Consider the following 14938-nt stretch of genomic DNA (forward strand, 5'->3'; position numbering starts at 1 on the left):
TCAATTGCCTCTGCTACCTTACCGGGTTGCGCCACCACCTCGACGCACAGTACGTCTCAGATCTCCCAGGCGCACCGCGCCGATGATCTGGCCGATGCCAAAATAGATCACCGCGCCCAGCAAGATCAGCCCCAGAAGCGCCAGATAGCGCCAGCTGGGTAGGTAAAACAGCCAGCCAAACTGCTGCACCACACCAAAGAGCACGGCTCCCATGATGGCGGAGGCGATGAGAATGCGCAGGCTCCGGTCGTAGAACCGCTGGTCGAACCGCGCGACCTCTCCCATGCGGCGCGCGCCCAGCCACAGGCAGGCGACCATCGCCCAGCCCGCCACAGTCGCCGCGATGGCAGGGGCGATCCAGCCGGCATAGGGTTTCAGACCAAAGGCCAGCACCGCATTGATCACCATCGCCACCAGCGCGTAGCGGAACGGTGAACGCGTATCCTCGCGGGCAAAGAACAGCGGCTGCAAGACCTTTTGCAGCACAAATGCGGGCAGGCCCGCGCCATAGATAGCCACCGCCAAGGCAATGGCGGCCACGTCATCGGCACCGGTTGCGCCGCGTTCATAAAGGACCGAGACCAGCACCATAGGCACCGCCAGAAACGCGGCTGTTGAGGGCAGCGTTAGCAGCAGGGAGAATTCCCCCGCCCGTGAAAACGCATCGCGCGCCCCGGCGTCATCCCCCGCCCGCAGACGGCGCGACAGATCCGGCAGGAGCACGATGCCGATGGCAATCCCGACAACCCCGAGCGGCAGCTGATACAGGCGATCCGCCACAAACAGCCAGCTCACCGCGTTTTCGATGTCAGAGGCCACTTGCTGGCCCACCACGAGATTGATTTGCGTGACCCCCATCGCCAACGCTGCCGGTAGTGCTACCCGCACGAGGGTTTTCATCTGAGGTGTCCAGCGGGGCAGGCCGGGGCGCAGGCAAATGCCTGCACGGCCAGCTGCGATCCACACCAGCGCCAACTGCGCGATCCCTGCGACGGGAATAGTCCAGACCAGCCAGGTGATCACATCGCCGCCCAGCATCGCACCTGCCACCATCGCCGCACAGGCAAAGACATTGAGCAGAACCGGCGCTGCTGCCGCCGCCGCAAACCGCCCGGTGGCATTTAGCACGCCGGAAAACAGGGCCGCCAGCGACATGAACAGGATGTAGGGAAAGACGATCTGCCCATAGCCCACCGCCAGATCAAACCGCGCATCGCCGATGAAACCGCCCGCCGTCGCCCAAACCAGCGCAGGCATGAACACCATGCCAAGCCCCACCAGCGCCAGCACGGTGACTGCCAGCAGATTGAACGCCTCCTGTGCAAATCCCTGCGGGTCTTCGCCGCTTTCCAGACGCTTGGCAAACATCGGGACAAATGCCGCGTTAAACGCCCCCTCGGCAAAGAAGCGGCGGAACATATTGGGCAGGCGGAAGGCCGCAACAAAGGCGTCCATCAGCGGCCCCGGCCCGATATAGGCGGTGATCAGGATCTCGCGCAGAAATCCGAGGATACGGCTCGCCAGCGTCCAGAACCCGACGGTGAGAAAGCCTGACAGCAGTTTGATCGGCTTCATGATCCGGCTCGCTTTGCCCCTTCGGCGATGGCCTTGCGCAGCTTGGCCTCCAGCGATTTCTGCTTGGATTCGGCATAGTATTTCAAACCGAACATATCCTTCACATAGAAGGCATCGACCACCTGCTCGCCATAGGTGGCGATCACCGCATTGGCGATATAGATATTCGCCCCTGCCAATGTGCGCGCCAGATCATAGAGCAGGCCGGGACGGTCGCGCGTATCCACTTCGATGATGGTGTAGATCTCTGAGCCGTCGTTGTCGAAGGTGATATGCGTGGGCACGTTAAACGCCCGCTCGCGCTTCTTGATCTTGTCGCGCGATTTCAGCGCTTCGCCGGTGATCACCTCGCCCTTCAGGGTCTTGTGGATCATTTCACGCAGGCGGGGCAGGCGCTCCGCCTCATAGGGGTGGCCCTCGGAATCCTGGATCCAGAAGGCATCGGTCACATAGCCGTCCTTCGTCGTGTAGGACCGTGCATCGACCACATTGGCCCCGACCAGCGCCAGCGCGCCGGCAATGCGGGCAAAGATGCCGGGGTGATCGGCCATGCAGAAACAGGCCCGTGTTGCATCGCGGTCCTCATCTGGATGCAGGCGGACAATCATCCCACCGGGATCGTCCAGATCGGTCAGCTCGCGCAGCATCTCGGCGAAATCGATATGCGCGGTCACATGCAACCCCTGCCAATAGGGATCATAATGACGCGCGGTTTCCACCTTCAGCTCCGCCTTGGTCCAGTTGGGCAGGGCGGCGCGCAGGGCCTTCTTGGCCTCGGTGCCACGATGGGCACGGTTCAGCGCCTCCATGCCGTTTTCCAAGGCCTCGCGGGTCTGGTTATAAAGCGCGCGCAGCAGCGCTGCCTTCCAGTTGTTCCAGGTGTCCGGCCCAACGCCGCGAATATCGCAGACCGTCAGCAGCAGCAGCAGATCCAGCCGCTTGATCGTCTTCACCGCCTTGGCGAAATCGCGCACCGTGCGCGGATCAGCGATATCGCGTTTCTGCGCCATATCCGACATCAACAAATGATAGCGCACCAGCCATTCCACGGTTTCGCTGTCGCTCTTGTTGAGACCCAGCCGGGGCGCCACCCGCCGTGCAATCTGTGCGCCGAGGATCGAATGATCCTGCTCGCGCCCCTTGCCGATGTCATGCAGCAGCATCGCCACCAACAGCACCTTGCGGCTCAATCCTTTGCGCAGAATTTCTGAAGACAGCGGCAGCTCGTCTTCCAGCTCTCCCCGTTCAATCGCCGCAAAGTTGGCGATCACCTGAATGGTGTGCTCATCCACGGTGTAGGAGTGATACATATTGAACTGCATCATCGCCACAATCGGCTCAAATTCCGGCACAAAGGCGCTGAGCACCCCCAGTTCATTCATGCGCCGCAACGCGCGTTCTGGGTTGCCGTGTTTCAGCAGCAGGTCAAGGAAGATGCGCCGCGCTTCCTTGTCGTTGCGCATTTCGTCATCGACCAGATGCAGGCTGGCGGTGACCAGCCGCATGGCATCGGGGTGGATCAGCATCCCCGTGCGCAAGGCCTCCTCAAAGATCCGCAACAGGTTCAGTTTGTCCGCACAAAAGGCTTCGGGATCGGCCACATCCAGACGGTTGTGGATCACTGCGTAGCCGGGCTTTACCCGAGGGCGACGGCGGAAAATCCGTTCGAGCAGCGGCTCGCTTTTCTGGTGGGTGGCTTCCAGTTTCGTGAGGAAAATCCGGGTCACATCGCCGACCTTGGTGGCGTGACGGAAATATTCCTGCATAAAGACCTCAACCGCCCGGCGCCCGGCGCGGTCCTCATAACCCATGCGGGCAGCGACCTCGACCTGCAGGTCAAAACTCAGCTGTTCGGTGGCGCGTTTGGTCAGCAGATGCAAATGGGCGCGTACCGCCCAGAGGAAGTTTTCCGCCTTGGCAAAGGAGTCCAGCTCTTCCGGGCTGAACAACCCCATGGGCACCAGTTCGGCCACATCCTGCACCTGATAGAGGTATTTCGCGATCCAATAGAGCGATTGAAGGTCGCGCAGGCCCCCTTTGCCCTCCTTGACGTTGGGTTCCACGACATAGCGCTCCCCCTGCTTCAGGTGGCGGGCATCGCGTTCGGCCAGTTTGGCCTCGACAAAGTCGCGGGCGTCCTTGGAAAACAGCTCCGCATTGAGGCGCCGATCCAGATCCGCCGCCAACCCGGCGTCCCCGTCCAGAAATCGCTGTTCCAGCATGGCAGTGCGAATGGTGAAATCTTCACCCCCCAGCCGGATGCAATCACGGATGGTGCGGCTGGAATGGCCCACCTTCAGACGCAGATCCCACAGGATATAGAGCATGGATTCAATCGCGCTCTCGGCCCAGGCGGTGATCTTGTAAGGCGTGAGAAACAGCAGGTCCACGTCGGACTGCGGGGCCATTTCACCCCGGCCATAGCCGCCAACCGCAATCACCGCGATCCGTTCGCCCTGGGTCGGGTTGGACAGCGGATGCAGCAGGCTGGTGGCAGTGAAATATGCGGCAGTGACCAGACCGTCGGTCAGATAGACATAAGACCGGGTCAGCGCCCGCGCCGCAAAAGGTTCCTCGGCAAAGGCCTCGGCGATAGCGGCGCGCCCGGCCAGATTGGCCTCGCGCAGGATTTTGACAACGCCAGCGCGCAGCTCCGCCGCAGAGCAATCCCGCGACAGGGCGGTGATGGCGGCGCGTACGGCAACGGCGTCAAAAATTTTGCCGGGGTCGCAGATCAGCGGCCCCAGCAAAGGTGGGAGATGGACGGTGTCCGGCAGCGCTGGATCAGAATCCGGCACCGGCGAAGCTGCTGGGAGCTGGGTCAATAACCACAACCTTCTGTTCTTGGATTGTCGCAACCGCAAGGCCGCGTTCATTGGTGCCATCCGGGCGCAGGCGGAAAATCCCACCGGTCCCCTGGAACCCATTGCCACGGGTCAGCGCGGCGCCGGTGAGCGCGTCGGACTTGCCTGCACTCACCAATGCGCCAATCGCGGCGACCCCGTCATACGCAAGCCCACCGATGGGGTGCGGCGCGGCGCCATAGCTGGCCTGATAACGGCTGCGGAACTGCTGCGAGCGGTTGGTGTCAGGCATTGCGAACCAGCCGCTCTGCACGCCCGGCAGTGCCAGCGTCTGTGCCGGGATATCCCAGCGGGTGAGGCCGATATACTGTGTCGCCGCCGGGTCCACGCCCGCTTCCGGCATCAGCTGGGTCAGCAGAGGCAGGGCGCCGGCGGTATTCGCAGTCAGGAACACCGATTGCGCGCCGCTGCTGGCCACGGTTGAGCGGATCGTCGGGATGGCGTTGATCACGCCCTGCTGCGACAGCTCATAGCTGACTGCGCCATTGATGTTTGCGCCGTTGCCTGCCGCCGCGCGTTCAATCGCGACGCGACCGGCCTGACCTGCCGGATCACTGCCGCTGACAACCACCATATTCCCCTTGCCCTGACGCGCGGCATAGCTGGTCAGACGGCGTGCTGTGTTATCGAAGGTCGGGCCAAGGATGAAGACATTGCCACCGGCAATTGCGGTGTTGTTGGAGAAGGCCAGAACGTTGACGTTGCGCTGTGCGGCAACCAGACCCGCGGCATTGGCGGCCTCGGCATAAACTGGCCCGAGAATGATCCGCGCGCCATCATTGATCGCGGTGGTCGCGGCTGTCGCGGCCTGCTGTGGCGTGCCTGCGGTGTCATAGATTCGCAGGTCGATCTGCGCCCCGTTCAGATCGGCAATCGCCATCCGGGCCGCGTTCTCAAGGCTCTTGGCCAGCAGCGCATCACCGGGCTGGGCCGATCCGCGCGGCACCAGCAGGGCGACGGGCACGGGCTTGGTTGTGTTGATCGACGGGCCGCCACCGGTTGGCAAGGTGTCACAGGCGGCCAGTGCCAGCGTCGAAACCACGGTTGCAGCGGCCATTGCCGCCTTGCGGGCGTGTTGAAAAACAGCAAACATAATGGACTTGAAACTCCCTTGTCCGGCGGCGTACGCCGTGTTGGTACCTGAGGGATCATAAACGACCAACAAGGCGGGTCCAGCGTGAATCACAAGATCGTCCATTTGCCATCCGGCCTCTACTTTGTTGCGACGCCCATCGGCACAGCGCGCGACATCACTCTACGGGCGCTGGATGTGCTGGCCTCCGCCGATATGATCGCCGCCGAAGACACGCGCTCTTTGCGCAAGCTGATGGAAATTCACGGTGTTCCGCTGAACGGGCGGCAGATTGTGGCCTATCACGATCACAGCGGTGCAGGGGATCGCGCACGCCTGCTGTCAGCGCTGGAGGAGGGGCAATCGGTTGCCTATGCGTCCGAGGCGGGTATGCCACTTATCGCCGATCCGGGCTATGATCTCAGCCGCGCCGCTGCTGAGGCAGGGCATCTGGTGACCGTGGCACCGGGGGCCTCTGCGGCGCTGGCGGCGCTGACACTGGCTGGTCTGCCAACCGATGCATTTTTCTTTGCAGGTTTCCTGCCCAATGCCAGCGGCGCCCGCCGCAAGCGGCTGGAAGAGCTGATAGCCGTGCCCGGCACGCTGGTATTTTACGAATCGCCGAAGCGGATCGCGGCCTCCCTGCGCGATATGGCGGCGGTTCTCGGGGATCGCCCCGCCGCGCTCTGCCGTGAAATCACCAAGAAATTCGAGGAGGTGCGCCGCGATAGCCTGCTGACCCTCGCCGAGGGGCTGGATCAGGCTCCCGTAAAGGGCGAGATCGTGGTGCTGGTGGACCGCGCCCGCGGCACCAGTGTCAGCGACGGCGATCTCGACAGCGATCTGCGCGCTGCGTTGAAGGACAATTCCGTGAAAGACGCTGCCTCCATCGTGGCGGAGATGCACAATCTGCCTCGCCGGAAGATCTACCAGCTGGCGCTTGATATGGCCAAGGACGCAGGCTGAGCATGGCCGGGCGGCAGGACACCCCGCCCAAACGCGCCTCTGCCCGTGGGCTGCGCGGTGCAAAATCCCATCACGCCGGACAGGCGGCGGAGCAGTTGGTGGCGCGCTTCTATGAGCGGCAGGGCTATCAGGTCGCGGCACGCCGTTGGCGCGGTGGCGGCGCTGAAATCGACCTCATCCTGCGGCTGGAGGCGATGGTGGTGTTTGTAGAGGTCAAACATAGCACCACCCGCGATCAGGCCATGGCGCGCATCAATGCCGCGCAGATGCAGCGCATGATGGCCAGTGCCGCCGCGTTCCTTGCGGATGAACCGGCGGGCCAGCTGACCGAAGCACGGCTGGACGTGGCCGTGGTCGATGGCACCGGCAGGGTTGAGGTGCTGGAAAACGCTTATGGTCAAGGTTGATCAGTTCAGCCATTGAACCCGCCGCCAAGCTGGGCCATGTATTCGGCGTGGGCGGTTTTGCCCATGTCATTTTGCCCATGTCATGAGGGACTGACATAATGAAAATCGCCTTTCAAATGGACCCGATCACCGACGTTGATATCAACGCCGACAGCAGCTTTCGCATCGCGGAGGAGGCGCAGGCGCGCGGCCATGAGCTGTTTTTCTACAGCCCGGACCAACTCGCCTATCAGGAGGGGAGGATCACCGCGCGGGGCCATGATATGACGGTCCAGCGCGTTGCTGGCAGCCCGGCGGAACTCGGCCCACGTCGCGAAGTGGATCTGAGCGACTTTGACGTGGTCTGGCTGCGCCAAGACCCGCCCTTTGACATGCATTACATCACCTCCACCCATCTGCTGGACCGCCTCAAGGGCCAGACGCTGGTGGTCAATGATCCGTTCTGGGTCCGCAACTACCCGGAAAAACTGCTGGTTCTGGATTTCCCCGAATTGACGCCGCCGACCACCGTTGCCCGCGATCTGGACACCATCAAGGCGTTCAAGGAGAAACACGGCGACATCATTCTGAAGCCGCTCTATGGCAATGGCGGGGCCGGGGTGTTCCGGCTCGATGCCAATGACCGCAACCTGACCTCGCTGCATGAGCTGTTCACTGGCTTCAGCCGCGAGCCGCTGATCGTGCAGAAATTCCTGCCCGACGTCTCCAATGGCGACAAACGGGTGATCCTTGTCGATGGCGAGCCGGTGGGGGCCATCAACCGTGTGCCTGCGGCGGGCGAAACTCGCTCTAATATGCACGTCGGCGGACGGCCTGAGAAAATAAGCCTGAGCGACCGGGACCGCGAGATCTGTGCTGCCATTGGCCCGCTGCTGCGTGAAAAAGGACAGGTCTTCGTCGGCATTGATGTGATCGGCGACTATCTCACCGAAATCAATGTGACATCTCCCACCGGTATTCAGGAACTGGAACGCTTTGACGGGGTGAATATCGCTGAAAAGATCTGGCAGGCGATTGAAGCCAAGTTCTGAGACACCACTGGGCAAACCCGCCTAGGCGGCGATCCGAAAACTGATCGCTTCGGCGATATGGGGGCGGCGGACATCCGGCGCCCCATCCAGATCCGCGATGGTGCGGGCCACCCGCAATACCCGGTGATACCCGCGCGCGGTCAGCCCGAAACGCTCCGCGGCCTGTAGCAATAGCGCGCGGCTCTCGGCATCGGGAGTAGCCACCTCTTCCAGCAGCTTTCCTTCCGCATCGGCGTTCTGGCGCAGGCCGGGATGATCGCGGTAGCGGCTGGTCTGGATTTCGCGGGCGATGGCGACCCGCATCGCCACATCTGCTGATGGCTCACTGTCACCCGCCATGTCCAGATCGGCAAACCCCACCGGCGGCACATCCACCCGCAGATCAAACCGGTCCATCAATGGCCCGGAGATGCGCCCAAGATAATCCGCCGAACATTGTGGTGCCCGCGCGCAGGCGCGGCTAGCATCGCTGAGCGCCCCGCATTTGCAAGGGTTGGCTGCGGCCACTAGCATGAACCTGCTGGGATAGCTGACATGGGCATTGGCCCGCGCCACATTTACCTGGCCGGTTTCGAGCGGCTGGCGCAGCGTTTCCAACACCGCGCGGCTGAATTCCGGCAGCTCATCCAGAAATAGTACCCCATTGTGGGCAAGGCTGATCTCCCCCGGCTGTGCGCGGCGCCCGCCGCCGACAATGGCCGCCATAGATGCGGTGTGATGGGGTTCGCGATATGGCCGGTCGCGACGAATGCCGCCTTCGTCGATTAACCCGCAGAGCGACTGGATCATCGAGGTTTCCAGTGCTTCAGCAGCGCTCAGCGGTGGCAGAATGGAAGGTAACCGGGCCGCGAGCATGGACTTTCCCGATCCCGGTGATCCCACCATGAACAGATGATGCCGTCCGGCGGCGGCGATTTCCAATGCGCGTTTGGCCCGTTCCTGACCTTTCACATCGCGCAGATCCTTGCCGCCGGGTGCCTCGATCACCTCACCGGGTTCGGCCGGGGGGATGACGCTTTGACCAGTGAAATGCGCCACCACATCCGCCAGCCCGCCTGCGGCAATGACCGTGGCATCACTGACCCAGGCGGCCTCCGCGCCAGAGGCCTTGGGGCAAAGCAGCCGCCGTCCTTCACTGGCGGCGGTCATCGCAGCGGGCAGGGCACCGACAACGGGCACCAGGCTGCCATCCAGTGACAGCTCCCCCAGTGCGATGGTTTCCGATGCAGCTTCGGGCGGGATAATCTCAATCGCTGCCAGCAGCGCCAGCGCGATGGGCAGATCAAAATGGCTGCCTTCCTTCGGTAGATCTGCGGGCGACAGGTTGACGGTGATCCGGCGCGAGGGCAGGGCGATCGACATGGTGGCCAGGGCGGAGCGCACCCGTTCGCGCGCCTCGCTCACCGCCTTGTCAGGAAGGCCGACGATGGAGAAGGCCGGTAGACCGGGTGCGACGGCACATTGCACCTCCACCGGGCGGGCCTCAATCCCTTGAAAAGCAACGGTATACGCGCGCGCGATCATCTCTCCCCTTTCCGCAATGGGTGGGGAGAGATGCTTTGGCATCGTGGTTTCAGAGTCGTTAATGCGTATGGGGTACCCTTGAGGTTTTACGCAGTATTTACCTTGATGCGGCGGCCCGTCATGCGGCCCGTCAGCTCAGCTGCCAGGGCTTATGCGGCAGATCAATCGGGTATGGGTCGCTGGCATAGTTCACCTCATTGATCCGGTCCTGCCAGCGCCGCAGTGCGGGATCAGAGAGGGTCACGCGGCAATAGGCGCGCATCTCGTCCGAAACCGGCAGATCAAAACCGACAATGCGTGCGGCCACCGGCGCATAGAAGGCATCCGTGATGGAGTAACGACCAAAGAGCCAACCCTCCGCGTAACCAGAGACCTCGCGGGCATGAGCAAACAGCGTCTCAATACGCCGCAGATCTGCGAGCACCGCGTCAGAGGGTTCAAACCCCTGATAGATATGGGCCAATTGCATCGGGCAAGCGCTGCGTAGCGCACCAAAGCCGGAGGCCATCTCCGCCACCAGCCAGCGGGCGGTCGCGCGCTGGCGCGGATCTTCGGGCCACATGCCAGCCTCAGGGTGGCGCTCCGCCAGCGTTTCGGCGATGGCGACAGTTTCGCCAATCACCGTACCATCAGGCAGGTGCAGCGTCGGCAGCAGCCGCGCAGGCGCCAGCGCCGCCATCTGCGCCTTCATGGTGCCCGAAAACATCTCGATCAAGGAGACCTCATGGGGCAGGTTGAATTTTTCCAGCATCAGCCAGCCGCGCAACGACCAGCTGGAGTACTTGCGATCACCGATATAGAGTTGATATGTCATGGTGCGAGGCTAACGTGTCACATGTCATTCCTGAAGGTAATATTTGTGCGCACACCCATCACGGAATGTGATTAATTTTACCGCAGCCCCAGCCCTGGTCCCAGTCGGTTCCCTGATGGGTGAGTTCCGTGACCGACAGATTATCGATCCGGTGCGAAAAGGCCTCCTCGGCGGTCAGCTGCTCGGCGCGCTGGATCTGTGTCAGGATCTGGCCGAAATGGCCCACCACAATCAGATCGCGCCCGCGATGGGCGTCGATCAGCCCATTGATTGCGCCATTCACCCGCGCGCAGACCTGGTTCCAGCTTTCGCCGCCGGGCGGTGTCACATCGCCGGGGGTTTCCCAATAGGCGCGGATACGCTCAGGGTCTTCCGCGTCAATCTCGCTCCAGCTGCGCAGTTCCCAGGCGCCGAAATGGATCTCACGCAGGTCGGGATGATCCTCCAGCCGCCGCCGGTTGCGCCCAATGGCGGTGGCGGTATCACGCGCGCGGCTCAGATCTGAGGAGATCACCAGCGCCTCCTCCGGTAGGTAGCCATGTAGCCGGTCCAGTGCCGCAGTATCGGACAGGTCCGCAGGGATGTCCGACCAGCCCACCATGGATTTCGCATGGGTCGGACCGTGGCGGACCAGAAACAGCCGTGTGGTAACATCGTTGCTCATGGCGTTCCCTTCAGCACCTGCGGCAGCCCGGCGGTGACCAGCACGGCCCGGTCGGCCATCCCGGCCAATGCGATATTGAGCCGCCCCTGCGCCTCGCGGAAGGCGCGCGCCAGCGCATTGTCCGGCACAATGCCGTGGCCCACCTCGTTTGAGACAACCACCACCTCGGCCGTGCAGCGCGTCAAAGCCTCCAGCAGGTCGCTCTGTGCCGCCTGCAGATCCGCCTCCGCCAGCATCTGATTGCTCAGCCACATGGTCGCACAATCTACCAGACAGATCTGATCCGCCGTCAGCGAGTCGAGCACCGGCGCGAGGTCCAGTGGCGCCTCATGGGTGGTCCAGCCGGTGCCCCGCTGATGGAGGTGGCGGTCAATCTTCGCCCGCATCTCATCGTCAAACACTTGTGAAGTGGCTAGATAAACCCTGTCTTTCCCAGAATTTAGGCAGATTTCCTCCGCGTAGGCTGACTTGCCCGACGCTGCGCCGCCCAGAATGAATGTGACTTTAGACGGCACTTTTATTACCCTGACTCTATCAAGTGTTGCGTGACTGGGTAGCCACGGGTGCGACGCAGCACAAGATGTGTTGACCACAGGAGCGCGTCAACCTGTCAGGGGTGACGCCGATTTTCAGACGTTAATTGCACCCAAGATTGACCCGATGTGGCGGCGTATTTCGCGCCATTCCCACCACAGGTTTTGGTCAGAAACGACGGTCCCGACCCTAATTTTCGGGAATTTGCCAATTCTGAAGTGATCCAATTTCGCGCGCCGCGCGTAACCAGATCAAAATTCATCTACGGGGAAGAAAAATGGCTCTTGATACCATGATCGAAAACCCGTTGCCCAAGCGGGCAATGAAGGCGGAATTGCTGGACGCGGAAACAGAGCTGCAACTGGCCTATGCCTGGCGGGATGAACGCGATGTGCAGGCGCTGCACCGCTTGATCAACGCCTATATGCGACTGGCGATCTCGATGGCGTCCAAATTCCGCCGCTACGGCGCGCCGATGAACGACCTCATTCAGGAGGCCGGTCTGGGCCTGATGAAGGCCGCCGATAAATTCGACCCAGACCGCGGCGTACGCTTCTCCACCTATGCAGTCTGGTGGATCAAGGCCTCCATTCAGGACTATGTGATGCGCAACTGGTCGATGGTGCGTACCGGGTCGACCTCTTCGCAGAAATCACTGTTCTTCAATATGCGTCGCGTGCAGGCCCAGCTGGAGCGTCAGGCCCAGTCGGAGGGCACACGTCTGGATCAGCATCAGCTGCACCAGCAGATTGCCACCGAAATCGGGGTGCCGCTGCGAGACGTTCAGATGATGGACGGGCGGCTGGCGGGGGCGGATTTCTCGCTGAATGCGGTCCAGTCAGCCGAGGAAGAGGGCCGCGAGTGGATTGAGGCGCTGGAAGACGACAGCGCTCAGGCCGCCGAGCTGGTTGAGGAAAGCCATGACACCCAACAGCTACGGGCCTGGCTGGTGGAAGCGATGCAGGCGCTGAACGAGCGCGAACGCTTCATCATTACGGAACGCAAACTGCGGGATAAACCTCGCACATTGGAGAGCCTCGGAACCGAGCTGGGCCTGTCCAAGGAGCGTGTTCGCCAGCTGGAGGCAGGCGCCTTCCAGAAGATGCGCAAATCGCTTGAAACCTGCTCACGGGAAGTCCAAAACTTCCTTCTATGAAAAACCATAGTAATTTTATCAACAAAGGCGCGACCCAGATCGGACGCGCCTTTTCCATCTGCGCGGCGGCGCTACGCCCCATGACGCTCGGGGGCCTTGTCTCTGCCGCTGCAATCATCGGTACTGCCCGCGCAGATCAACCGATCAACCAGACTGCCCCGACCGCCCAGACAGCAACAGCAGTGACCTCCGTTTCTGGCGTGGTGCCACGGCTCATGGATGCAGTGGTGCCACGGCTCATGGATGCAGATGTGGTGTTTTTGGGAGAGGTTCATGACAATCCCGCCCACCATACGGCGCAGGCGGAGATTATTGCCGCGCTAGAGCCCGCCGCCGTGGTTTGGGAAATGATCACCCCGGCGCAGGCTGCTGGTCTGACCCCGGATCTGTTGCAGGATGGCCCTGCATTGGCGGAGGCGCTGGACTGGGCGCAGTCCGGCTGGCCGGAATTTGCACTCTACCAGCCGGTTTTTGCGGCGGGCCACGGGGCCGCGCAGGTTGGAGCCTTGGTGCCTCGCGCTGAGACCCGCCGCGCGATGGAGCAGGGGGTGGCGCGCTTTTTCGGTGCGGAGGCAGCCGCATATGGTCTGACCGAACCGCTGCCAGAGGCCGAACAGGCCGCGCGCGAGGCCGACCAGCTGGCAAATCACTGCAACGCACTGCCTGCCGAGATGTTGCCGGTTCTGGTCGACCTGCAACGGCTGCGGGATGCCGCGCTGGCGCGTGGTGTTGTAACGGCGTTGGACCAGTTGACAGATGGGATCGCCGACCAACCGCGCGCGCAGGTGGTTGTCATCACCGGCAATGGTCACGCCCGGCAGGATCGTGGCGCGCCGGTGGCCTTGCGATTGGCCCGGCCGGATCTCAAAATTGTCGCCCTGGGCCAGTCGGAGGGCGGGCAGATCGACGGGGTGTTTGACGTGCTGCTGGATGCGCGGCCGGTTTCGCGGCCCGACCCCTGCCTTGCTTTCCAGTAAGAACAGGCTGTTCATAAGGGGGACGACCACTTGATCGTAGACCCCGTGGAAAACCGTTTCACACTGGCGGCTGGGCGCAGTAGAGTTTGCCGGGATCTGCGGCAAGGATAGGCAAATGCTGGCGAACAAACGTATTCTCCTGATTATCGGCGGCGGAATTGCCGCCTATAAGTCGCTGGAGCTGATCCGCCGTCTTCAGGATCAAGGGGCCGAGGTTGTACCGGTTCTGACCAAGGCGGGAGAAGAATTTGTCACGCCGCTGTCCGTCTCGGCGCTGGCCGGTCAGGCGGTGCATCGCGATCTCTTTGACCTCACGGCTGAGGCTGAGATGGGTCATATCCAGCTGTCACGCAGCGCGGATCTTTTGGTGGTGACCCCGGCAACCGCAGATCTGATGGCGAAAATGGCCAATGGTCACGCCAATGATCTTGCTTCTACCCTGCTGCTGGCCACGGATACGCCGGTGCTGCTGGCGCCAGCGATGAACGTGCGCATGTGGCGGCACCCAGCGACCCAGCGCAATCTGGCCACACTGCTGGCGGACGGCATCACATGCGTCGGGCCCGATGAGGGCGGCATGGCCTGCGGTGAATTTGGCCCTGGGCGTCTGGCCGAACCGGATGCCATCGTGGCTGCGATCATCGCCAAACTCTCCGATGGGCTGCTCAAGGGACGTCGCATTGTTCTGACCTCTGGTCCGACCCATGAGCCGATCGATCCGGTGCGCTATATCGCCAACCGTTCATCCGGGGTGCAGGGGACTGCGCTGGCCCGTGCTCTGCGCGATCTGGGCGCTGAGGTGATCTTCATCACGGGCCCGGCCAGCGTCCCGCCGCCCGAGGGGGTGGAGGTGGTGGCCGTTGAAACCGCACAAGAGATGGCAGATGCGGTGTCGGCGGCGCTGCCTGCGGAGGCCGGGGTCTTTGCCGCAGCGGTGGCTGATTGGCGGGTCACCAGCGCCTCGGACCGCAAGCTGAAGAAATCGAAGGACGGGCTGCCGGTGATGGAATTTGCCGAGAACCCGGACATCCTCAAAACCGTGTCGCATCTGAAAGAAGGACGACCGGGGCTGGTTGTGGGCTTTGCCGCAGAAACCAATGATGTGGTGGAAAACGCCACCGCCAAACGTCTGCGCAAGGGCTGCGACTGGATTGTGGCCAATGACGTCTCCCCGGCGACAGGTATCATGGGGGGCAGCGAAAACGCGGTTGTGCTGATTTCGGACGCAGGCGCCGAGAGCTGGCCGCGCATGGATAAGGGCGCAGTCGCGCGCCAATTGGCGGATCGCATTGCAGAGGCGCTGACGGGCAAGGGTTGAACCGCCTGAGTAGGAAACATCAAATAGGGATAAAGC

13 protein-coding genes are annotated in these 14938 nt (G+C 62.3%); 6 read left to right on the forward strand and 7 right to left on the reverse strand.

What is annotated here, in order from left to right:
• Nucleotides 1-18: 18 nt before the first annotated feature.
• Genes murJ through GAL_RS03680 form a run of 3 tightly spaced genes read right to left on the reverse strand, consistent with a single transcriptional unit; the run spans nt 19 to nt 5532 of the window.
• Nucleotides 19-1575: a murein biosynthesis integral membrane protein MurJ gene (gene murJ, locus GAL_RS03670; RefSeq protein ID WP_024096244.1), complete on the reverse strand. Its 1557-nt coding sequence runs from the start codon at nt 1573-1575 to the stop codon at nt 19-21.
• On the reverse strand, nt 1572-4400 hold the full coding sequence (locus tag GAL_RS03675) for a [protein-PII] uridylyltransferase (RefSeq protein ID WP_024096245.1): 2829 nt from the start codon (nt 4398-4400) through the stop codon (nt 1572-1574). Before GAL_RS03675 ends, murJ begins: the two co-directional genes overlap by 4 nt.
• Nucleotides 4360-5532 (reverse strand): penicillin-binding protein activator, encoded by a 1173-nt coding sequence (locus GAL_RS03680; RefSeq protein WP_040104226.1) that lies wholly within the window; start codon nt 5530-5532, stop codon nt 4360-4362. Before GAL_RS03680 ends, GAL_RS03675 begins: the two co-directional genes overlap by 41 nt.
• 84 nt (nt 5533-5616) lie before the next feature.
• On the opposite strand from GAL_RS03680, the gene rsmI reads away from it, so the two are divergent.
• From rsmI to gshB, 3 genes are all read left to right on the forward strand, one after another.
• Nucleotides 5617-6477, forward strand: a complete 861-nt coding sequence (rsmI, locus tag GAL_RS03685) for a 16S rRNA (cytidine(1402)-2'-O)-methyltransferase (RefSeq protein ID WP_024096247.1) — start codon at nt 5617-5619, stop codon at nt 6475-6477.
• 2 nt (nt 6478-6479) lie between these two features.
• Nucleotides 6480-6884: a YraN family protein gene (locus GAL_RS03690; protein ID WP_024096248.1), complete on the forward strand. Its 405-nt coding sequence runs from the start codon at nt 6480-6482 to the stop codon at nt 6882-6884.
• Between the two features lie 98 nt (nt 6885-6982).
• Entirely contained in the window at nt 6983-7915 is a 933-nt protein-coding gene (gene gshB, locus GAL_RS03695) for a glutathione synthase (protein WP_024096249.1), read from the forward strand.
• 21 nt (nt 7916-7936) lie between these two features.
• On the opposite strand, the gene GAL_RS03700 is transcribed toward gshB, so the two are convergent.
• The 4 genes from GAL_RS03700 to cobU form a co-directional block, all read right to left on the reverse strand.
• The gene (locus tag GAL_RS03700; protein ID WP_024096250.1) at nt 7937-9439 is read right to left on the reverse strand and encodes a YifB family Mg chelatase-like AAA ATPase; all 1503 of its coding nucleotides are present in this window, start codon (nt 9437-9439) and stop codon (nt 7937-7939) included.
• Between the two features lie 130 nt (nt 9440-9569).
• A complete protein-coding gene (locus GAL_RS03705) occupies nt 9570-10253 on the reverse strand; it encodes a glutathione S-transferase (RefSeq protein ID WP_024096251.1) in 684 nt (227 codons plus the stop codon).
• Between the two features lie 58 nt (nt 10254-10311).
• On the reverse strand, nt 10312-10917 hold the full coding sequence (locus GAL_RS03710; protein WP_024096252.1) for a histidine phosphatase family protein: 606 nt from the start codon (nt 10915-10917) through the stop codon (nt 10312-10314).
• Entirely contained in the window at nt 10914-11432 is a 519-nt protein-coding gene (gene cobU / locus GAL_RS03715) for a bifunctional adenosylcobinamide kinase/adenosylcobinamide-phosphate guanylyltransferase (protein ID WP_024096253.1), read from the reverse strand. Before cobU ends, GAL_RS03710 begins: the two co-directional genes overlap by 4 nt.
• A gap of 296 nt (nt 11433-11728) precedes the next feature.
• Between cobU and GAL_RS03720 the strand changes: the two genes are divergently transcribed.
• The 3 genes from GAL_RS03720 to coaBC all read left to right on the forward strand — a co-directional run bounded on the left by GAL_RS03720 (nt 11729) and on the right by coaBC (nt 14902).
• Nucleotides 11729-12607, forward strand: a complete 879-nt coding sequence (locus GAL_RS03720; RefSeq protein WP_024096254.1) for an RNA polymerase factor sigma-32 — start codon at nt 11729-11731, stop codon at nt 12605-12607.
• Nucleotides 12604-13584 carry a ChaN family lipoprotein gene (locus tag GAL_RS03725; RefSeq protein ID WP_024096255.1) on the forward strand — a complete coding sequence of 327 codons (981 nt, stop codon included), beginning with the start codon at nt 12604-12606 and terminating at the stop codon, nt 13582-13584. Before GAL_RS03720 ends, GAL_RS03725 begins: the two co-directional genes overlap by 4 nt.
• A gap of 115 nt (nt 13585-13699) precedes the next feature.
• Entirely contained in the window at nt 13700-14902 is a 1203-nt protein-coding gene (gene coaBC / locus GAL_RS03730; RefSeq protein WP_024096256.1) for a bifunctional phosphopantothenoylcysteine decarboxylase/phosphopantothenate--cysteine ligase CoaBC, read from the forward strand.
• The last annotated feature ends 36 nt before the right edge of the window (nt 14903-14938 follow it).

It is taken from the genome of Phaeobacter gallaeciensis DSM 26640, from assembly GCF_000511385.1.
GTDB lineage: Bacteria > Pseudomonadota > Alphaproteobacteria > Rhodobacterales > Rhodobacteraceae > Phaeobacter > Phaeobacter gallaeciensis.

What these genes read in the sequence shown, in the direction of transcription:
- murJ (WP_024096244.1), bottom strand. Translation starts at nt 1,575, where the DNA reads ATGAAGCCGATCAAACTGCTGTCAGGCTTTCTCACCGTCGGGTTCTGG.
- GAL_RS03680 (WP_040104226.1), bottom strand. Translation starts at nt 5,532, where the DNA reads ATGTTTGCTGTTTTTCAACACGCCCGCAAGGCGGCAATGGCCGCTGCA.
- GAL_RS03690 (WP_024096248.1), top strand. Translation starts at nt 6,480, where the DNA reads ATGGCCGGGCGGCAGGACACCCCGCCCAAACGCGCCTCTGCCCGTGGG.
- gshB (WP_024096249.1), top strand. Translation starts at nt 6,983, where the DNA reads ATGAAAATCGCCTTTCAAATGGACCCGATCACCGACGTTGATATCAAC.
- GAL_RS03700 (WP_024096250.1), bottom strand. Translation starts at nt 9,439, where the DNA reads ATGATCGCGCGCGCGTATACCGTTGCTTTTCAAGGGATTGAGGCCCGC.
- GAL_RS03705 (WP_024096251.1), bottom strand. Translation starts at nt 10,253, where the DNA reads ATGACATATCAACTCTATATCGGTGATCGCAAGTACTCCAGCTGGTCG.
- GAL_RS03710 (WP_024096252.1), bottom strand. Translation starts at nt 10,917, where the DNA reads ATGAGCAACGATGTTACCACACGGCTGTTTCTGGTCCGCCACGGTCCG.
- GAL_RS03720 (WP_024096254.1), top strand. Translation starts at nt 11,729, where the DNA reads ATGGCTCTTGATACCATGATCGAAAACCCGTTGCCCAAGCGGGCAATG.
- GAL_RS03725 (WP_024096255.1), top strand. Translation starts at nt 12,604, where the DNA reads ATGAAAAACCATAGTAATTTTATCAACAAAGGCGCGACCCAGATCGGA.
- coaBC (WP_024096256.1), top strand. Translation starts at nt 13,700, where the DNA reads ATGCTGGCGAACAAACGTATTCTCCTGATTATCGGCGGCGGAATTGCC.